Source organism: Pseudomonas sp. JAI120, from assembly GCF_014207255.1.
GTDB lineage: Bacteria > Pseudomonadota > Gammaproteobacteria > Pseudomonadales > Pseudomonadaceae > Aquipseudomonas.
Genome location: NZ_JACHCZ010000006.1, coordinates 282,681 through 303,056, shown reverse-complemented (window position 1 = coordinate 303,056; position 20,376 = coordinate 282,681). Strand labels below are relative to the sequence as shown.

The 20,376-nt window shown below is 51.7% G+C and carries 20 protein-coding genes; 4 read left to right on the top strand and 16 right to left on the bottom strand.

What is annotated here, in order from left to right; translation table 11 throughout:
- Positions 1–10 precede the first annotated feature (10 nt).
- Positions 11–766 carry a methyl-accepting chemotaxis protein gene (locus tag HDC32_RS32590; protein ID WP_409438557.1) on the top strand — a complete coding sequence of 252 codons (756 nt, stop codon included), beginning with the start codon at positions 11–13 and terminating at the stop codon, positions 764–766.
- Between the two features lie 75 nt (positions 767–841).
- Here HDC32_RS32590 and HDC32_RS27180 read toward each other — a convergent pair whose 3' ends face one another.
- The 16 genes from HDC32_RS27180 to paaF form a co-directional block, all read right to left on the bottom strand.
- On the bottom strand, positions 842–982 hold the full coding sequence (locus HDC32_RS27180; RefSeq protein ID WP_184746209.1) for a transposase: 141 nt from the start codon (positions 980–982) through the stop codon (positions 842–844).
- A gap of 847 nt (positions 983–1,829) precedes the next feature.
- The gene (locus tag HDC32_RS27175) at positions 1,830–3,254 is read right to left on the bottom strand and encodes an NAD(P)/FAD-dependent oxidoreductase (protein WP_184746207.1); all 1,425 of its coding nucleotides are present in this window, start codon (positions 3,252–3,254) and stop codon (positions 1,830–1,832) included.
- Positions 3,255–3,286: 32 nt separating this feature from the next.
- A complete protein-coding gene (locus tag HDC32_RS27170) occupies positions 3,287–3,742 on the bottom strand; it encodes a nuclear transport factor 2 family protein (protein ID WP_184746205.1) in 456 nt (151 codons plus the stop codon).
- Positions 3,743–3,885: 143 nt separating this feature from the next.
- On the bottom strand, positions 3,886–5,214 hold the full coding sequence (locus HDC32_RS27165) for a hypothetical protein (protein ID WP_184746203.1): 1,329 nt from the start codon (positions 5,212–5,214) through the stop codon (positions 3,886–3,888).
- Positions 5,215–5,396: 182 nt separating this feature from the next.
- Entirely contained in the window at positions 5,397–7,451 is a 2,055-nt protein-coding gene (gene paaZ / locus HDC32_RS27160; RefSeq protein WP_184746202.1) for a phenylacetic acid degradation bifunctional protein PaaZ, read from the bottom strand.
- A gap of 39 nt (positions 7,452–7,490) precedes the next feature.
- Positions 7,491–8,570: a 1,2-phenylacetyl-CoA epoxidase subunit PaaE gene (gene paaE / locus HDC32_RS27155; RefSeq protein WP_184746200.1), complete on the bottom strand. Its 1,080-nt coding sequence runs from the start codon at positions 8,568–8,570 to the stop codon at positions 7,491–7,493.
- 24 nt (positions 8,571–8,594) lie between these two features.
- Positions 8,595–9,128 carry a 1,2-phenylacetyl-CoA epoxidase subunit PaaD gene (gene paaD, locus HDC32_RS27150; RefSeq protein WP_184746198.1) on the bottom strand — a complete coding sequence of 178 codons (534 nt, stop codon included), beginning with the start codon at positions 9,126–9,128 and terminating at the stop codon, positions 8,595–8,597.
- The gene (gene paaC / locus HDC32_RS27145; protein WP_184746196.1) at positions 9,115–9,876 is read right to left on the bottom strand and encodes a 1,2-phenylacetyl-CoA epoxidase subunit PaaC; all 762 of its coding nucleotides are present in this window, start codon (positions 9,874–9,876) and stop codon (positions 9,115–9,117) included. Before paaC ends, paaD begins: the two co-directional genes overlap by 14 nt.
- A 9-nt stretch (positions 9,877–9,885) precedes the next feature.
- A complete protein-coding gene (paaB, locus tag HDC32_RS27140; protein WP_184746194.1) occupies positions 9,886–10,167 on the bottom strand; it encodes a 1,2-phenylacetyl-CoA epoxidase subunit PaaB in 282 nt (93 codons plus the stop codon).
- Positions 10,168–10,187: 20 nt separating this feature from the next.
- On the bottom strand, positions 10,188–11,180 hold the full coding sequence (gene paaA, locus HDC32_RS27135; RefSeq protein ID WP_184746192.1) for a 1,2-phenylacetyl-CoA epoxidase subunit PaaA: 993 nt from the start codon (positions 11,178–11,180) through the stop codon (positions 10,188–10,190).
- 128 nt (positions 11,181–11,308) lie between these two features.
- Positions 11,309–12,625, bottom strand: a complete 1,317-nt coding sequence (paaK, locus tag HDC32_RS27130; protein ID WP_184746190.1) for a phenylacetate--CoA ligase PaaK — start codon at positions 12,623–12,625, stop codon at positions 11,309–11,311.
- Positions 12,626–12,676: 51 nt separating this feature from the next.
- Positions 12,677–13,897: a 3-oxoadipyl-CoA thiolase gene (gene pcaF / locus HDC32_RS27125; protein ID WP_184746188.1), complete on the bottom strand. Its 1,221-nt coding sequence runs from the start codon at positions 13,895–13,897 to the stop codon at positions 12,677–12,679.
- Complete coding sequence (paaI, locus tag HDC32_RS27120; protein ID WP_184746186.1) at positions 13,890–14,339, bottom strand: hydroxyphenylacetyl-CoA thioesterase PaaI; 450 nt, start codon at positions 14,337–14,339, stop codon at positions 13,890–13,892. Before paaI ends, pcaF begins: the two co-directional genes overlap by 8 nt.
- Positions 14,329–15,852: a 3-hydroxyacyl-CoA dehydrogenase PaaH gene (gene paaH, locus HDC32_RS27115; protein WP_184746184.1), complete on the bottom strand. Its 1,524-nt coding sequence runs from the start codon at positions 15,850–15,852 to the stop codon at positions 14,329–14,331. Before paaH ends, paaI begins: the two co-directional genes overlap by 11 nt.
- Before the next feature lies 1 nt (position 15,853).
- A complete protein-coding gene (gene paaG, locus HDC32_RS27110; RefSeq protein ID WP_184746182.1) occupies positions 15,854–16,645 on the bottom strand; it encodes a 2-(1,2-epoxy-1,2-dihydrophenyl)acetyl-CoA isomerase PaaG in 792 nt (263 codons plus the stop codon).
- Positions 16,646–16,666: 21 nt separating this feature from the next.
- Positions 16,667–17,440, bottom strand: a complete 774-nt coding sequence (gene paaF / locus HDC32_RS27105; protein WP_184746180.1) for a 2,3-dehydroadipyl-CoA hydratase PaaF — start codon at positions 17,438–17,440, stop codon at positions 16,667–16,669.
- Between the two features lie 371 nt (positions 17,441–17,811).
- Here paaF and paaY point away from each other — a divergent pair, with 371 nt between their 5' ends.
- The 3 genes from paaY to feaR are packed head-to-tail and all read left to right on the top strand — an operon-like array spanning position 17,812 to position 20,365.
- The gene (gene paaY, locus HDC32_RS27100) at positions 17,812–18,411 is read left to right on the top strand and encodes a phenylacetic acid degradation protein PaaY (RefSeq protein ID WP_184746178.1); all 600 of its coding nucleotides are present in this window, start codon (positions 17,812–17,814) and stop codon (positions 18,409–18,411) included.
- 56 nt (positions 18,412–18,467) lie between these two features.
- Entirely contained in the window at positions 18,468–19,397 is a 930-nt protein-coding gene (paaX, locus tag HDC32_RS27095) for a phenylacetic acid degradation operon negative regulatory protein PaaX (protein ID WP_184746176.1), read from the top strand.
- A gap of 50 nt (positions 19,398–19,447) precedes the next feature.
- Positions 19,448–20,365: a transcriptional regulator FeaR gene (feaR, locus tag HDC32_RS27090; protein ID WP_184746175.1), complete on the top strand. Its 918-nt coding sequence runs from the start codon at positions 19,448–19,450 to the stop codon at positions 20,363–20,365.
- Positions 20,366–20,376: the final 11 nt, after the last annotated feature.

Here is a 20,376-nt window from a genome sequence, read left to right as displayed (position 1 = left end):
CAGTGAAGGGATGCAGGTGCAATTTCGCGAAATCGATCAGCTGGCAACAGCCTCTAACGAAATGAGCGCGACGGCACATGAAGTCGCACACAGCGCTTCGAGCGCCGCCAAGGCTGCGCGAGGTGCCGACGAAGCGTCAAGAGAAGGCATTACCATCATCGAAAGAAGCACTCGCGACATCAACGCCTTGGCTAGCGAGGTCAGCAAGGCCGTCGCGGAAGTCGAAGCTTTGGCGGTCAACAGCGAGCAAATCGGCTCGGTACTCGAAGTCATCCGCAGCATTGCCGAACAAACCAACCTGTTGGCCCTCAACGCTGCGATTGAGGCGGCAAGGGCCGGGGAAAGCGGTCGTGGTTTTGCGGTAGTCGCCGATGAAGTGCGCAATCTTGCCAAAAGAACCCAGGACTCCGTCGAACAAATCCGACTGGTCATCGAGCGTATCCAGACTGGCACGCGTGGCGTGGTGGCAACCATGCATTCAAGCCAGACGCTGGCCCAGGAGAACGCCGAGCAGATCCAACAAGCAGTGCAGGCATTAGGCAAAATCAGCGATGCGGTGACAGTGATCAGCGATATGAACCTGCAGATTGCAAGTGCGGCGGAGGAACAAAGCTCTGTGGCCGAAGAGGTCAATCGCAATGTCTCAACCATCCGCGGCGTGACCGAAGCGCTGACTGAACAAGCGGCTGAGTCGGCGCAGGTCAGTAGTCAGCTCAATGCACGAGCCAATCAACAAATGAAGCTGATGGATCAGTTCCGCGTATGACGCAAACAGGTTTCGATTCCGCGATACGGCCGCAAAAAGGATTTTTCGCAAGGCGTGCTCTGCGCACCGATTTGTTCAGAGCGGCATCCATTTACGTATGAAGGCGGCGTTAATGCCATGGCTCATGGCGACACTGGACACGATTGCGCCAGGTTGCAGGCATTCCTGAACGACCTGGGCCTTGAACGGTTCGGGATAAGAGCTTAGTTGGCGCATTGAAATCCTGGCGATAAGTGTGATCGCGTCTGCTTAAAAATGTCCACTATCGCCCTAAGCGAGAGGGCAAGGAAGATTTATTGGCCGGACGCTTACTTTGGCAGATCACTGAACGCCTGAGTACCTACATGAAGCTTGAAGCGATTTAGCGAACTCCAAATCGCCGGGTTCAAACGCTCATGATGCAAATGTCTCAGATTGAAAAGCTCGCCTTGATTTTTGAACCAATGGAGTTCGAATGGGCCGGGACGGCCAAGCCTGCAGGAGAAACCGGATCGGCAACCTGCTTTCCGACGTGCCACGGCCAAGCATTCCGGCGATTCAGTAAGCTATTACTAGCTAGGGGGTTCCAAACTGGATAACGTTCGCCTAGCGACAACGCCACCCCCTGCCATCGACAATGTTACTTGGTACGTCTTCGATCCAAGCGTGACATTATGCACCGTAGAACAATCCCCTAATAAAAACGCCCTCGAAAAGGAATGAACGTATCTAAGTTGGGTCAATACCTGACTGGGATGCTAAATGGTTTTTTATCCAGTCACAGCTCCACTCGTACTCCAAACCACTAAAGGCAGGTCGCCCATGATGAACGCGTAGCCCGCTTCTTCAATTGACGGCGTTGCGCTAATTCACAGACTCTGCGCGAGCTTCGTTCACAGATGGGTTCGAGTTGTCATGCAGAAATCCATGCCGCTACAGGCTGCTTTCTCTCTGCCATTGCGTCTATGTATATTTATAACGGCCTATGAAATACAACACCATAAAAAAGCCCGAATAATGAAATCCGGGCAAAGGAGCAATAAAATATTCATCAAGGATCGGGAGTAATAGGGCGTGTTGTATATTAACTATTCTCTACAACATATTTCGCCTTGATTTCTTGACTTGCACGCAACCCAGACTCGATTGCGCCGTCGATGAATCCGCGCCAACCATTCGCACTATCAGCTGAAGCAAAATGCAAGCGACCTTCGGCACCTTGTAATGCAGCCAGAGAGTCAGTGAACTGATTTGAATTATACCAGCACCATGTCCCTTTAGCGTATGGGTCAGTTGCCCAATCGTGCCCGGTAACATCCAGTACTTCCGCCCCAGGCAATATCTCCCTGAGCGCAGATTGAACATCATTACGATCCGTGATATCCACCAGACCTTGCGGCCCGAAGCATACGATGGTTGTACCTTGTTCATTTTCATAGTCACTCCAAGCCGCAACAATACGACGTGGATAGGGCGCAGAGGCAGACCAGCGACCGACTTTTTGCTTAATTAGCACAAAAAATTTAGTCCCTTTACCCGTGTGCCCAAGTGTTGAAGATGCCAATTTTGGTGGTGCCAAGGCAGGAAAGAAGCTGACGTCCTTGATAATATTTAATGGCAAGGTAACGACGACGGTATTGGCCTTATATGTTGAACCCAAAGCAGTAGTGACTTGAACCCCATTGATATCTTGACGCACCTCCGAAACAGGCGTGGACAATTTAAGATCAGCGCTACCGTCTTCCAAGATAGCTTGAATGAGCGACTCGGTACCAGTCTTGATCTTGTAGCGGGCGCACATGTCCCACATAACACCTACATCGTAATAGGCATTAGCGTTCCATTTGAGCATGTCAAGGAATCCCGCCTTATCAGGATCACCATGGCAACACATGGCGGTAAGCGAGCTCAGTACATCTCGCTCTTCATCGCTAAGATCAATCTCCTTCATTCTCTCTGTCAGGGAGAGCGAATCAAATTTTTTATAGTTATTGTTCAGCAGTGGACTAAACGGCTGAGGGAAAATTGTACGTCCCATTTGACCGTCTACATCGACAAATTTTTTATATGCGTTGCCTAAAATTTCGAAGTTTCTCTCAGAGGTTCCTTCAATGAGCTTATCATTAACAACCCAGTTGGTTTTTTCTGGCGTCGCCCCAATCGACTCTTTGACATCTAAACCATAACGTCGCATTTCTGCCCAGATATGCGGTTGCCCCCAATGAATCCAAGTCCCGCCCATTTCGAGGCGTGCACCATTGAAGTCAGCATTGAAAGTACGACCGCCGGGTCGTTCTCGCGCTTCGAGAATTAAGGTTCTCATACCGGCTTTGGACAATTCACGGGCGGCTATAGCACCAGCAAAACCTGCGCCAATTATCACAACATCGTAATTATCGTCAGCACGTTTACTGCTAACTTTACTCGACCCTTGAACAGTCACACCCTCAACTGCTTTCTTAAAAGCGCCGGAAGCTTGTGGCAATTGTTTCTTATTTTTGTTGGCCATTTGGACAAAGCTCCAACTACATCTGAAGTATCTCAGTTATTTTTCGGCAATTTGCCGCTAGTGTACATATCAGCAACAATACGCCACTGACCATGGCTACGTTTCCAAACGAACAGACTCTTCATATCGAACGCAGGTGTAGACCCGTTGGTAGGTGTTACATGCCATTGCACCCATGAAAGCGCAGCGTCATTCGCGAGAGTTTGAACATCAATCAACTGAAGTTTCACCATCTTGTTGTCTTTTACTAACTCACTCACCAAATTTGAAACGCGCCCCCCTTCATATAGGTCATCACTACCCTCCCCGGCTATTTGGGTTTGCGGCAAATAAATCTCTTTGACAAGCTTATCTGCCTGACCTTTATTCCAAGCATTCTCGATAAAACTTAAACGCTCTTTCAAGGCGATGGATAGTGTATCCGCATGAACAGAGATACTAGTCAAGCCCAACACAAACAATGCAATTAGTGTATTTATTATTTTCATATTCGCCTCGTTTTTTTATTTACAAAAAATTAAAACACATTCAATAAACCACAGCCCAGACAACACAAATATTGAGTACATTTGGCCGAGAAATTCTTACAGACACCGAGAGCACTCAACATGTCATGCTGCCGGGGTACTAATTAATAAGTGAAGGCGAAAATCAATTGACTGTAGAGATTACTATCATTACTACCCAATTGAGTCCCCCCATCCTGGGCACTCTTATCCGGAGTGTATAACCCCACAAGGGGCATTACACTCAGATTAGGTGTAACCGTCCAGTTGAGGTACAAGTCAAGCTCGCGGGCGTTTAGATCACCACGGCTCTTATCCAGAGTTTGGAAGTCGAACCACTGCAGACCAACCTCTAAGCTTTTCGATGGAGTGATCTTAGCCCCAATATTGTGTATTCGCGTATTGGTACTGAACGGACCGGCGTAGTTTGATGCTACCTCGCCCTGAAACCATGTACCGTAGCCGCGGGTGTTGCCATAAAAAAGAGGGTCATACCCTTCCGAGAAACGACTGAATCGGTAGCTTACATATGGTTGAAAAGGCACTTCTGAAAATTTCCAACCAGCCTCGGCATACCAAGCATTCTCGTCGCGGCTACTACGTTTTTCCTGCCAAGCATATTCAGCGGAAAGGAACAGGTTTTCAACACCCGCGTTGCCCTGCCCCCTGACACTCCAGACTTTCATGTCCTTACGATCAAGCTGTGCCGAGCTCGCATACGCCTCGTCGATATCGGTAACATCCAGGTACGTCAAACCGAAAGTTGCAGGTGCTGTAACGTGCTCAAGAGTAGCAGCGTAAAACTCTGGCATCCCCTGAGAGCGATTGTCGGACTTGATTTTCATCAAGTCTCCACGCCACCCTTCCTTTCCGCCTATTCGTAAAACTAATGTCTCGTCAAAATTGCGGCGAGGAGTTAGGTAGTAAGCCCCGCCTCGATTGTATAGTCCATCTGAAATACTTTTACCTAAATTCAAAGCGTCCCCAGCAACCAAAAAACCATCGCCAATGACAATATTTTGTCTCCCTGTTGAAATATCGATACCATCCTCACCCAATACGGGAAATAGACTTCCGGATCGCCACCCCAACTTGGCATCCTCAATTTTGGTTGTGCGCTCGGTGCCGTTAGTCCATCCAGCGGCGTCACCATCACTACCCCATGTCGCAGAACTTGCTAGCGAGAATGCACCATAAACCGAACCGTTTTCGCCCAACTTATGATCGCCGCTGAATCCATACTTCAGCACACCCTCAGTCCATTTAGATGTTCCCCTGTCCTTAACGCCAGCTACATTGTAGTTCTCTTGACTGTGGAACAAGCCATACATAGCGGACAGATCGAAGTTAAGGTGAGTATCTGTCGTCTCATAGAGGGCATAGGCTTGAGCCTGTCCAGTACCGCCGACGATTGCTGCAAGGAGAAGTGGTTTTAAGGATTTATTGCGCGTCATGACAGGCCTCAAGCATAGTTATTGTTAAAGTCTTTGAAGCGTCTTGATCGTAGTGGCAAAGTAATCCATGAGCATTGTGGATACCTGCCAATTCATTGCCTTACCATGCCATTCTTTAGGCGGGCGAAAAAAAGCCGGCTGGAAAGCCGGCTGAGGTAAATATTAATACCGAAAATAGGATCTTAACAGGCGCGTTTTTTCACAAGTGTCAAAATATCGTAGCTGGCTACCAGCTCACCATGCTGGTTTGTAACTTCTACGTCCCAAGCAACCACACCCTGAGGCTCACCTTGAGGACTAGCCTTCCCTTGGTCAATTTTACGCTTGCATGTCAGGCGGGCTTGCAGCGTATCGCCTACTGGAACAGGCTTGACGAAACGTAATGTGTCAAGTCCGTAATTCGCTAAAACTGGACCTGGTCCTGGCGAAACGAATAGGCCAGCTGCAGCGGATAGAACAAAGTAACCGTGAGCGATACGTTGACCAAACTGTGAGTCGCGAGCAGCAATCTCATCGAAATGCATATAGAAATGGTCTCCCGACAGACAACCAAAGTTGACAATGTCGGCCTCAGTGACAGTTCGTCGATGAGTTAAAAGAGACTCGCCAATTCTCAGATCGTCAAAGTGACGACGGAACGGGTGTACCTCCGTTTCATAGACTGTAGCGCCACGTACATATTCGCCTGTGACGGCCGCCAACATAGTCGGTGTGCCTTGGACAGCCGTGCGCTGCAGATAGTGCTTAACAGCACGCAGCCCGCCCAACTCCTCACCGCCACCTGCGCGACCTGGGCCGCCATGCTTAAGGACCGGCAATGGCGAGCCATGCCCCGTAGACTCTTTTGCAGCCTCGCTGTTTAAAATATGTAGGCGCCCGTGCAATCGAGCAGCTAAAGGCACTACTTTTGCAGCGATCACCGGATCTTCAGTGACCAGTGTTGCTACGAGACTGCCTTTGCCTCTGGCAGCCAAAACAACAGCTTCATCGATATCGTCATAGCTCATGAGCGTACTGACAGGGCCGAAAGCCTCAATGTCATGTGCGCCACCCTCAGCATGCGGATCACGACTGATCAATAACGTTGGTTCGAAGAAAGCACCTTCCGCAACTCCGTTACCCAACGCATGCGTGGTGCCTTTACCTCCAAAGACCCGTTCACTAGTTTCAAGCAGCTGCGCTACTCGACCGGCTACGTCTTCCACCTGAGCGTGCGATGCAAGCGGTCCCATTTTTACGCCCTCAACAGCAGGGTCACCAAAAGTTACTTTGGACAATCGCGCGATTAGCTTCTCTGCGACCGCGTCCAAATAACGCCGAGGGACAATAGCACGGCGAATGGCAGTGCATTTCTGTCCGGCTTTGACCGTCATTTCCCTCGCAACTTCTTTGACAAACAAATCGAATGCTTCGTCGTCGGGCGTCACATCCGGAGCCAAAATTGCGCAATTTAGGGAATCCGCTTCAGCGTTGAAAGGAACAGAGTTCCGGACCAAATTGGGGTTTACTCGCAACTTTGCTGCGGTCTCCGCAGACCCCGTAAAAGTGACCAGGTCCTGGCCGTCCAAACGATCCAGAAGATCCCCAGTAGAGCCAATGACTAACTGAAGTGCACCCTCAGGCAGGGCACCACTCGCTTGCATCAACCGTACTGCTGCTTCAGTAACGTAACTGGTGGCGGTCGCAGGCTTTACGATACATGGCATGCCGGCGAGGAACGTTGGGGCAAATTTTTCGAGCATTCCCCAAATCGGGAAGTTGAACGCATTTATGTGTACCGCAACTCCGCCACGCGGAACCAGAATATGGGTACCGGCGAAACGATTCTGCTTACCCAACGGAACCGCAGGTCCTTCGTGAAACACATTCCCAGAAGGCAATTCACGAGCGCCAATGCCAGCATAACTGAACAGCGTGGCGGTGCCCCCTTCAATGTCAATCCAACTGTCGGCACGGGTGGCGCCACTGTGGCTAGAGATTGCGTAAAGCTCTTCTTTGTGCTCATTCATATACAACGCGATAGCCTTAAGGCGAGCGGCGCGTTGTTGAAAGTCCAGGTCCAGCAACCGATCATTGCCCGTGCTGCGCGCAAATTTAAGAGCGTGTTCGAAGTCCAGGCTATCTGCGTGTGCGTGCGCTACAGGACTACCGTTAATTGCGCTGCGCAGCAGTTGAGCTGGCTGACTACCGATCCATTGGCCGGCGATAAAGCTCTGCAAAATGTTTGGACTAACCATGTGTCCCACTCCAATTGATAGTGTGTATCTGGCATGAATTCAGAGCTGGTCGAAATCCAGCACGACTTTGTCGGTCAGGGGATAGGACTGACACGAAAGTACGTAACCAGCAGCCACCTCGTAATCTTCAAGTGCATGGTTACTGTCCATTTCCACCTCACCCTCAAGTACCTTGCACTTACAGGTGGAACACACACCTGCCCTGCATGAATAAGGCAGCTCTGCACCCTGTTCATTGCCTGCATCAAGAATACTGACTGTATTGCGGGGAAGGCCAAATGCCAGTTGCCGACCATCACTGATCACCGTGATTTGACTAACGGCTTGATCAACACCTGCGTCCGCACTCGCCTCCCTGTGGCGCCGTTCGGCGCCGCCAGCGACCGCGAACAATTCGAAGTGAATTCGTTCGCTGGGCATGCCATTGGCCTTAAGCTGCTCTTGCACGGTTTCCGTCATCAACTGCGGACCACAAATGAAAGCAGCATCTAGCGTCTTGACGTCAATCCAACGCTGAAAGAGTTGCCCACATTTGTCGGCATCAATACGACCGTTATAAAGATCGACATCTTGCTGTTCGCGACTAAACACGAAAATGAGATTCAAACGCCCCAAATATTGGTTTTTGAGCGCCTCCAAAGCATCACGGAACATGGCCGAACCACTGGAGCGATTACCATAAACGACTGTGACGGAGCTATGAGCTTCAGCTTGCAGCAGCGACTTTACAATCGACAGAATGGGCGTGATGCCACTACCCGCTGCCACTGCCAAGTATTTCCCATGTCTCGCTGGGTTCAGCTCTATACCAAAACGGCCGGAAGGTGGCATGACCTCAAGGCTTTGCCCCGCCTTCAACACGTCATTTGCATACGCGGAAAAAACGCCTCCACCAACGCGCTTGACCGCAACACGCAGCTCTCCATCATTGACGGCGCTGCAGATCGAATACGACCGGCGGACTTCCTCACCATCAATCTGGGCGCGAACGACTAAATGCTGGCCCTGGTTAAAGCGGAATTGCTCTGTGAGCTCCGCAGGAATATCGAATGCGATGGAAACGGCTTCACGCGTCTCCGGACGGACTTCACGAATCCGTAGGCTATGGAATTTGCTCATCGGCGTTCTCCGGCGGTATGTTGCCTAGATGCATTTGAAATAATCGAATGGCTCTCGGCATTCGATACAGCGGTACAAGGACTTACAGGCAGTGGAGCCGAATTGACTGAGTCGTTCGGTGTGTTCGCTACCGCAAATAGGGCATGTGATCTGCAACGGCTCTCCAAGCAGACTGCGCTTGCTGGAACTACCGCTAGGCGGCGCGATCCCGTATTGCCGCAAAGCCTCCCGCCCAGCGTCAGTGATCCAGTCAGTTGTCCAGGCCGGTGTCAATCGTTGAGATAATCGAGGGGCCCGGTAACCCGCCCCCTCCAATGCGCAGCGAATGTCATGCTCGATGACCTCTGTCGCAGGACACCCTGAATAAGTTGGTGTAATTTCAACCTGCAGGTGGCCATCTTCCCAGCTAACAGTCCTGACAATCCCCAGGTCCACTACGCTAATGACCGGCACCTCAGGATCCATCACCTCCGAAAGCACTTTCCAAGCCTTAGGAATATCCTCAACAGTAGGCTTCCGCGCGCCGTTGTCGCTGGCAATCAGCTCACCATGTGGCATCGGGGTATGCCCGTTGTAAATGCTGCATCTCAGCCAGCAAGAGACCTAGATGCTCAGTATGCAGTCCTTGCGTGCCGCTCAAGTAGAACGCTGCGGCAGGTTCCGGAACACTTAGAGTTGCGGCCTCAAAGACGTCATTGACGGCATCCCACCACTCTTTGGCTCGGAATTCCGGGTCGGGGCCGATTCCTGCCTCAAACAACCGCTTATCGATGCTGCTACATTCAGTAAGCTCTACGGTAAAACGCCACAAGGAATCGACCGCAGCCACCATGCGATCGTGACTCACTTGCGTTCCATCCCCCAGCCGCTGCATCCATTCACTAGACCGAGTGAAGTGGTAAGTGACTTCCTTAAGTCCCTTTGCGGCAATACCACGCACACGCTCGTCGAGGCTGGTGCTCAATGCTTTTAACGTAGCTCGATGCCAAGCGTCGAAAAGAAATTGGCGAGTAATGGTGATAGCAAAATCACCATTGGGCTGTTCAAGGAGCAGCAGATTACGGTACTCACGCTCATTGCGACGGAATGCCAAATCATCAGCCGAGCGTCCGTCGTTCAGCAACTCAGCAGCATATTCGTACCAATTACGAGCCTGACCGATCAGGTCCAAACCCACGTTCATCAGCGCGAGTTCTTCTTCCAGTTCAGGTGCCTTCCCACACCATTCGCACATACGTTGGCCGTTGATCATGCCGTTGTCTGCCAGACGCAGAAGTAGTTGAATCAAATCATCATGGTTCGCCATGATCTTTCCTCACATGTGCCCGACTTCTGGTGGCAGCTCATAAAAGCTGGCATGGCGATAGACCTTGTCATCCGAAGGATCAAACAACGGATCTCTTTCATCTGGGGAAGAGGCAATGATTTGGTTCGACTGCACAACCCAAAGGCTCACGCCCTCACTACGGCGGGTATAAAGCTCACGAGCATTTTCCAACGCCATGCGTGAGTCGGCAGCGTGCACGCTGCCTACGTGCTTATGATTAAGTCCATGCTTACTACGCACGAAAACTTCGAATAAGGTCCACTCGGCCATGTTGATTACTCCTCAAACGCTCAGGCAGCGCTACGTTTAGCTTGTTGTTTTTTTGCATAGGCAACCGCCGCTTCACGAACCCAAGCGCCTTCTTTGGTTGCCTTGCAGCGAGCTTCGAGGCGCTCACGGTTGCAAGGGCCATTGCCCTTCAGCACTTGATAAAATTCTTCCCACTGGATTTCACCAAAGTCGTAATGACCAGTTTCCTCGTTCCATTTCAGGTCTGGATCGGGAACAGTGCATCCGAGCAGCTCCAATTGTGGAATGGTCTGGTCAATGAAGCGCTGACGAAGCTCGTCATTACCCTGACGTTTTATCTTCCACGCCATAGACTGCGCGCTGTTGGGAGAGTCTGCGTCGCTTGGACCGAACATCATCAATGATGGCCACCAAAAGCGGTTGATTGCGTCCTGCACCATCTCTTTTTGCGCTGGAGTCCCATAGCGCATCATTGTCAGAAGCATCTCGTACCCCTGCCGCTGATGAAAACTCTCCTCCTTGCAAATACGGACCATCGCGCGCGAATAAGGACCATAAGAGGTCCGCTGCAGCACCACTTGGTTAACGATAGCTGCGCCATCAACTAGCCAGCCAACCGCTCCCATATCAGCCCAGGTCAATGTGGGATAGTTGAAAATGCTCGAATATTTCGCTTTGCCAGCAAGCATTTTTCCGATCTCGACGTCACGATCAGCCCCCAGCGTTTCCATAGCGCTGTACAAGTACAAACCATGCCCTGCCTCATCCTGGACTTTGGCCATCAGTTGCAACTTGCGCTTGAGCGTCGGCGCGCGAGTCACCCAATTCCCCTCGGGCAGCATTCCGACGATTTCCGAGTGAGCGTGTTGGGAGATTTGCCGAACCAGCGTTTGCCGATAGGCTTCGGGCATCCAATTTTTCGCTTCGATTTTGATCTCAGCATCGATTTTTTCTTGAAAAGCCCGCTCTTCGGGCGCCATCTCGTCCAGCGTTTTCAAGCGTTTGACGCCGGTTTCCACCAATTGGGCATACATGGGGAGACTCCTCCTGGCATTCGTTAGGGGCAAACCGGTACGGTCACCAGCCTTATCTACGTTTTAAGCGATACAGAAATTTTCTTCAACACAAAAATAGTGTTTTATTTGTATTTTTTGTATCGCTTTCAGCCCGGTCGCTTATCAAACACGTGACAGGCTTTGCCTTCCGAACGCTTGAGGCTATAGATTGGCCGAACCAAAACCTTAGCGCTGATGCCGACGTAGGTCTTAATTTGCTGGGCGAGATGTTGCCCCGCCTGTTGCTGGCTCTCACTATCGAGGTGCTGATGATCTGGACGAATTTCAACATGGACCTCAACACTGTCCAGGTTTCCATTGCGATACAAATGCATCTCATAATGCTCTGATAGTTGTTTTGTTTTTAGAACCAGCTCCTCAATCTGAGTGGGAAACACATTGACCCCTCGAATGATCAGCATGTCGTCGCTGCGGCCAGTAATTTTGTCGATGCGTCGCATAGGGCGGGCAGTACCTGGCAGTAACCGGGTCAGGTCGCGCGTTCGATATCGAATCATCGGGAGGGCTTCTTTACTCAACGAAGTGAATACCAACTCGCCGTATTCACCATCCGGTAGAACCTTTCCAGATACAGGATCGATAATTTCAGGATAAAAATGATCCTCCCAAACGGTCGGTCCATCTTTGGTTTCCATACATTCCATTGCTACGCCCGGCCCCATGATCTCCGACAAACCATAGATATCCAGCGCGGTAATGCCCAAGCGCTCTTCCACTTTGCGGCGCAACTCTGCGGTCCAAGGCTCCGCCCCAAAAATGCCCAGTCGCAACTTCAACTTATGAGGGTCAATACCCTGCCGCTCGATTTCATCAGCCAGGTTGAGCATATAAGACGGGGTAACCATGATAATGTCGGGCTGTAAATCACGAATCAGTTGAACTTGTTTTTCTGTCTGCCCCCCTGACATCGGAATAACAGTGCAACCCAAGCGTTCTGCACCATAGTGGGCGCCAAGCCCACCAGTGAATAGACCATAACCATAGGCGATATGGACCTTGTCGCCTTTTCGCCCCCCGGCTGCACGAATTGAACGAGCAACGACGTTCGCCCATGTATCGATATCATTCTGGGTGTAGCCAACGACTGTAGGTTTGCCGGTGGTACCGCTGGAGGCATGTAGACGCACGACTTGGTCATGCGGAACTGCGAACATCCCATAGGGATAGTTATCCCGCAGGTCACTTTTACCTGTGAACGGAAAGTTGGCCAGATCTTCCAGCGCCTTCAAATCAGTTGGATGAATGCCAGCAGCATCAAATCGCTGGCGATAGAGCGGGACATTTTCGTAAGCATGGCTCAGCGACCAACGCAGACGATCAAATTGATGCTGGCGCAATTCATCTACACTGGCGGTCTCCAGTGGGTCAAGCAAAGCACGGTCGGCATTCTGGTACATATTCATGGTCCACCCGATTGTTCTTGTTAATGCAGGTACGCCCAATATTTCTAAGGCTTAAATTCGTTCAATAATTAGTGCGATTCCTTGACCTACTCCTATGCACATGGTGCATAGCGCATAACGCCCTCGACGCTCTTCCAATTCGTGCAGAGCCGTCATGACCAGACGAGCACCGCTCATACCGAGCGGGTGACCTAATGCAATCCCGCCACCATTGGGGTTGACCCGCGGATCGTCATCACTCAGTTCCAACTGGCGCAACACCGCCAAGCCTTGAGCAGCGAAAGCTTCGTTGAGCTCAATCACATCCATATCCGACAGAGTCAAACCGGTCATCTTCAGGACTTTGCGAGTTGCCGGTACAGGACCAACTCCCATGATGTCGGGGCTCACGCCAGCCGTAGCCATACCCACCACTCTCGCCCGGGGCTTAAGGCCGTATTCCAAAACGGCTTCCGAGCTCGCCAACAAGAGCGCACAAGCACCATCGTTTACACCCGATGCATTGCCAGCGGTGACACTGCCGCCCTTTCGGAATGGGGTAGGCAACTTAGCCAATTGATCCAAGGTCGTATCAGCACGAGGGTGCTCGTCATGTTCAACAACCTTTGGTGGCCCCTTGCGCTGCGGGATCTGGACTGGAACGATTTCGCGCTCGAATCGCCCTCGCTCTTGAGCAGCACCCGCCTTTCGCTGACTGCGAAAAGCAAAGTTATCTTGGTCCTCACGACTAATCTCAAATTGAGCAGCGACGTTCTCCGCTGTCTCTGGCATGGAGTCGATCCCGTATTGCTCCTTCATTAACGGGTTAACGAAGCGCCAACCAATGGTGGTGTCAAAAATCTCGGCCTGCCGCGAAAAAGCCTGCTCCGCCTTCGGCATAACGAGTGGAGCCCTCGACATTGACTCAACACCACCAGCGATAATTAGATGCGCTTCACGACTGCGTAGTGCTCGAGCGGCGTAACCAATTGCATCCATACCCGAGCCACACAATCGGTTAATAGTCGTACCCGAGACCTCGATTGGAAGGCCTGCGAGCAGCACAGCCATACGCGCCACATTGCGATTGTCTTCACCCGCCTGGTTCGCACATCCGAGCAACACATCGTCAAGTTTCGACCAGTCAACATTCGGATTACGCTGCTTAAGAGCCTCGATGGGAATCGCAGCAAGATCATCAGCTCGTACCGAGGACAGTGCACCGCCATAGCGTCCTACCGGCGTTCGAATTGCGTCAATAATAAAGGCGTCGCTAAGAGTGGCATCAGCCATGAGGATTCTCCTGTTGAATAACGGCGCCACGCAGCTCATACGAGCGCCCATGAAACAGAGCGACCAAACGACCGTTATCGGTTTCGATACGCACGTGATAGTTACCTGTTCGTCCACCACGGCTAACCTCATTAGCCGTAGCAACGAGACGATCTCCCAAACCAGCAGGGGAGACGTAGTCAATGCTGCAGCCTTGAGCTACCGTCGCTCTGTCGTGGCTATTGCAAGCAAAGGCAAATGCGGAGTCGGCCAGGGTGAATAAATAACCGCCATGGCAGGTGCCATGCCCCTGGATCATGTGCTCTTTCACCGTCATGGCTAAGCAAGCCGCACCTGGCTTGACCCACTGCAAATCAACGCCCAATGAGCGTGTGGCGATATCTCGTTCGAACATCGCCTCTGCGCACTTAATGGCCAAGGTTTGCGCATTCTCAGTCGGCATGGAATAGCGCTCCTTCAGTTGCAATACGGCTCAGCAACATTGAGGGGCGATATCGATCTTCGCCGTAGACGGATTGCAAGCATTTCAAAACATTGACCACCCAATCCGCGCCTAGACGGTCAGCCCAAGCTAGCGGGCCACTCGGGTAATTCACACCTGCGCACATGGCTAAATCAATATCTCGAGCATTAGCGACTTGTTGCAGCAACGTATCAGCGGCCTCATTGGCCAGCATGACGACAGTCCGCAAGACCACCAAACCCGGCACATCAGCCAATGGCCGGACTTTGATCCCAGCACCTACCAATAAATCAACTACCGCTTGCTTAGCTTCATTTGGAGTTGACGCACTAAAAGCGACCCCCAGAGAAGTCACTGTTGAGTAGTCATGAGCCAGATCAAAAAGTGCAAGACTGGAAAAATGATGATCTCGCGCACGCTGTGATGCGAGACGGCCATCGCTTAGTGCCAATACAGCGCTCCCGACCCGTAGTACACCTTCCCCAGGCCGCTCCACGATGCTGATTCCTGCCTGACGGAAACGAATTAGCAAAGACTTAGCAGGCCCAAGGTCGCCCTCTACGATGCAAGTTAACGGGCTGCCTACAGCTACAAGCTGACGAGGCTGGGGCTTTTCTACAGTTGAGCTGTAATCGTAGAACCCGCGACCGCTTTTTCGACCGAAGAACCCTGCTTCCACCAACTCATGCTGGATGAGAGAAGGCTGAAACCGGAAGTCGCCATAGAACGCATCGAATACCGAACGAGTTACTGCGTAATTCACGTCGTGACCAATCAAATCCGTTAGCTCAAATGCCCCCATCCGGAAGCTACCAGCTTCACGCAGGAGCGCATCCAATGTCGCACAGTCCGACGCTCCCTCCTGCAACAAACGCATGCTTTCAGCATAAAATGGACGGGCCACCCGGTTAACAATAAAGCCGGGGGTCGATCGACAAACTACTGGTGTTTTCCCCCACGCCGTTACGGTTGCCACCATGCAGTCGATGAGCTTGGTATCGGTAGCTAATCCCGATACGACCTCCACCAAAGCCATAAGCGGGGCTGGATTGAAAAAATGCAGACCTATGACGCGAGCCGGGTATTTCATACCCGCCGCCAGCGCTGTAATTGATATAGATGAGGTATTGCTCGCCAGTACCGTGGTAGCTGGGCATAACGCCTCTAATTCGGAGAAAAGTGCTTGTTTTGCTTGGCGCTGCTCAACAATTGCCTCAATTATCAAAGAAGAATCAGCAAGCGCCTGAAGGGTTTCGGCTGCGCCTATACGACCTAAAATTGCAGAGTGCTCTTCTGAAGTCAGCTTGCCTTTCTGCACGCGAGACTGAAGCTGTGCACTGATACCTTCTATGGCTTTTACAGCCGCGCCTTCGCGCATATCGTAAATCCGGACCGGATGACCCGCCTGAGCTGCTACTTGCGCAATTCCGGCTCCCATGGCTCCGGCCCCTACCACTGAAACAATACTGCCCAAGGGCAAAGACTCTTTCATCTCAGCGCCCCTTGAAGTCAGCGGGCCTTTTTTCCATAAACGCGCTAACACCCTCACGATAGTCGTCGGTATGGCCGGCCAGTCTCTGCAAATCGCGCTCAAGGGTGAGCTGTTGCTCAAACGTATTGTCGAAGCTGGCGTTCAACGCTCGCTTGGTTAATGCCAACCCAGCAGTCGGCTGTGTCGCTAGCATTCGAGCAAGCTTCAAAGCCTCATATCGCAGATCCGCATCATCAACAACCTGGTGAATTAAACCCCACTGCTGTGCCTGTTCAGCGCTGAGTTTATTACCCAACATGGCCAGGGCCTTAGCACGAGCCATGCCGACAAGGCGGGGAAGAGACCAAGTCCCACCGGAATCAGGTATAAGTCCGATTTTGCAGAATGCTTGAATAAAACTGGCCGATCTGGCCGCTAGGACAATATCGCAGACCAAAGGGATATTGGCCCCCGCGCCAGCGGCTACTCCATTAACTGCACAGATCACAGGCAGTGGCAGATCACGTAACGCACACAAAAGCGGGTTGTAGAAGCGCTCAATTGAAACGCCCAGGTCGGGACGTTCTACACCGGGTGCTACGTTGCGGTCACTTAGGTCTTGGCCTGCACAGAAACCGCGCCCCTCACCAGTTAGCAGCAAAACACGCACATGCTTATCGGACCTGACTGCTTTCAACGCCTCCCTAACCTCTTCATGCATCTTGGTATTGAAAGCGTTTAACTGGTCAGGACGGTTCAACGAAAGCAATGCAACGCCTGCGTCGACATTAAAAATGATGTGTTCGTAGCTCATGACAGCAACCTTTATAGTGGCTCAGCGACCGATATATTTAGGGGAACGTTTTTCCTGAAAGGCCTTAATGCCTTCATTGCGATCAACTGTTCCGGCAAGGACGGTAAAAGCATGACGCTCGAAGCGAAGACCGGTAGCGAGGTCGGTATCCTGAGCCTTTAACAGAGCTTCCTTACCCAACCGAACGGCAAGTGGCGCTTTACTCGCGATCGTAGAAGCAATCTGTAAGGCACGCTCAACAGTCAATTCAGGCAAAGTGACCTCGCTAATGAGGCCCACACGAAGCGCGTGGCGAGCGTCGATACTTTCTCCGGTGAGCACCATTTGCATGGCCATGGACTTACCGACTGCGCGAAGTAAACGCTGAGTACCGCCGGCACCCGGAATGATGCCAAGGTTAATTTCAGGCTGGCCGAAACGGGCATCCTCACCAGCGATCAGAATGTCGGCGTGCATCGCCAGCTCGCACCCGGCACCCAGCGCGAATCCATTCACAGCAGCGATGATGGGTTTGGGGAATGAGGCAATCCGCTGCCAGTGCTTGACGCGCGGATCATCGAGAATGCCAACTAAATCTCGCTCAGCCATCTCGTTGATATCAGCGCCAGCAGCAAAGGCTCGGCGACTACCAGTTACCACAACTGCACGAATACCCGGGTCATGAGCAACCCGTTCGAGACATGTGGCCAGTTCGTCCAATAACGCCGTATTCAGCGCGTTCAGCGCCTCAGGACGCTTCAGAGTGAGCAAGCACACTCCCTCCCCGTGAACGGTGTAGCTAACGTACTCGGGCACGTCGACCTCCAGGCAATCGTTCTTATCGTTATTAGAGGCGCTAACTGGGCGCCTTCGATGCCCTGACTATAGGTAATAAGATACACAATCTCAATATCGTTATTTTGTTTGTGTGTCTAATTTGTCGATTTTTCTGCCAGACCGAGCAAAGACCTAAACATGACACACGCTCAAGCAGCGCTCTTCCTGCAGGCCAATCACACTCAAAAGCTGCCACATACTGGGGCGTCAGAATATTTAGCGCACTGGAACGTGCCATCCACTGCATCGCCGAGAAAAAATTCCTTATGCGATACATCCTATGCTAATTTTATTCATAATCGTATCGTACCAGACGGGTAGGAAAGTACCCCTTAACGATTGGAGGCTTCATGCCCTGCTACCGCTTCAACGGTCTCACACCTGTTGTACATCCCAGCGCATACGTCCACCCAACTGCGGTGTTGATTGGGGATGTCATCATCGGTGCCGGATGCTATGTGGGTCCGCTTGCATCATTGCGAGGCGACTTTGGCCGAATAGTCATGAAGGCTGGAAGCAACGTGCAGGACACCTGTGTCATTCATGGCTTTCCAGCCAGTGAAACAGTCGTCGAGGAGAATGGCCATATTGGCCATGGCGCCGTCCTACACGGCTGCCTTATTGGCGCAGACTCTTTGATAGGCATGAACGCGGTGGTAATGGACAACGCCGTGATCGCTCCGCGCTGTATTGTCGCAGCCTCGGCATTCGTAAAGTCCGGATTCAAGTGCGAAGCCCAAAGCATGGTGATGGGTGCTCCAGCAAGCGTGAAACGGACGGTGACTGATCAAGAACTGGAGTGGAAAAAAAAAGGGACGGAGCAATATCAAATGCTGGCTCAAAAATGCCTTGAAAGCATGGTGGAGTGTTTACCGTTATGCGCAGAGGAACCCGAGCGAGAGCGTCTAAGTGACTCTGGATTTAGACCTAAAGGGGAACGGCAACAATGACCAGCGCCGCGCCAACCCCTGCTATAGTTCGCGCTTTTACCGAGCAAAAGCGCCCCATGAGCAGCCTTGCCCCCTTGTCTACACTGATCCAGCGTTTCCAAGAACAAACTCCCATTCGCACAACTTCCCTCATCACCACTCTTTACGGTGACGCCATAGAACCACATGGTGGGACCGCGTGGCTGGGCAGTATTGTCTCTTTACTAGAACCTATAGGCATCAACGAGCGCCTGGTGCGCACCTCTGTATTTCGGCTAAATAAAGAAGATTGGCTATCTGCTGACAAAGTGGGACGTCGCAGCTACTACAGCCTCACCGGAGCAGGTCGCCGCCGCTTCGAAACAGCATTTCGGCGGGTCTATCAACAGCCCACTCAAGCCTGGGACGGTACTTGGAGTCTCGTCATGTTGCCTCAAGCAACATCAGAGAAAAGAAAACAGGTACGTGAGGAGCTCGAGTGGCAAGGATTTGGCTCATTAGCGACAGGACTAATGGCCTGCCCACGAGCAGAACGCGTCGACGTTCTGGCGACGCTTCGAGACCTAGGCGTCGAGGATTCGACGATCGTCTTTCAAACTCAACCTAGTGAGTTACTTGCTAATAAAGCACTGCGTGCCCAGGTGAGAGAAAGCTGGAACCTTGAGGAGTTGGGCCGCCAATACAATGAGATGCTGCAGAGGTTTCGCCCATTATGGACGGCGGTGCAGAAGGCCAATGTCATAGAACCTCAAGATGGTTTCCTCGCACGCCTGCTGCTCATTCACGATTACCGCAAACTTACATTGCGTGATCCGCAGTTGCCAGACGAATTGTTGCCAGGTGGGTGGGAGGGTCGTGCAGCTCGTCAACTATGCACCAACCTCTACCGTGAACTGACCCCTCCAGCCGAGCAATGGCTGAATAGCATCCTCGAAACGGCGGATGGCCCAGTTCCCAGTTTATCAGAAGGATTTTATCGTCGATTCGGTGGGCTAGATCCGCTATAACACAACTCACTACGCAGAAAATAACAAGAGAAGCGATAGGAGGCACAGCCATGAACTATACTTCAGAAGGCAATACTCTATTCGAAGCTTGGCTTGAACAGTTAAACCAAACATGCGGCAGATTTGACGCTTGCGCTCTCGGCGACGGGTTTCGTGGGAAGCTCACTCCGTTTGAACAGGGCGCAATACGCATGAGCGTTGTTGATCTTGCCGCAGTCCGCCTTGTCAGAGGCCATCGCGAGGTGAGCAATGACGATAAAAGTCATTTCTACACCGTATTTCAGCTCGAGGGTTTCTCGAATATTGCCCAAGGTGAAGCCAAAATCACCTTAAAAAAAGGGGATATCACGTTAATCGATGCGAGCACTCCATGCTCCCTTGACTACTCTGCTGAGTCACGACAGTTATCACTCATTCTGCCGCGCCATTATCTTGAACAAGGAGGAACGTCTGGCATTCGCTGCACCCCTCTTCCCTTCATTCCCGCAGGACAGCCACTCACCGAGCTTGCCTTTAGTCTTGTAGGACAGGCTATGAATCAGCAAGGTTGGGATCAATTAGCTAGCGAAGCAGCACTTGATGCCGTAGCGGCCCTTTTACGCCCCCCCCTAAATGCAGGTGATGCTATACCTGATGCCAGTAAGCGCCTGTTCGCAAAAGCGTCCGCGTTTATAGAGGAAAATTTGAGCAACGCAGCCCTTTGCCCCGAACTCATAGCAAAAGAAATCGGCGTTTCAGTCCGAGGACTGTACCGGGTTTTTGCACGTAATGGTTTAGTGGTAGCTCAGTTCATTCGCAATCGACGACTGCATCATTGTGCCCGCCTGCTACGTGAGGGCGGTCCTGAGCAAAAGCTCTCTGCCCTGGGGTATGACTATGGCTTCAGCGACTCAAGCTATTTCTCTACTGTTTTCAAAACACGATTTGGCATGACACCTGGTGAATACCGTCGGCTTCATACGCATTAATATGAAGGCAA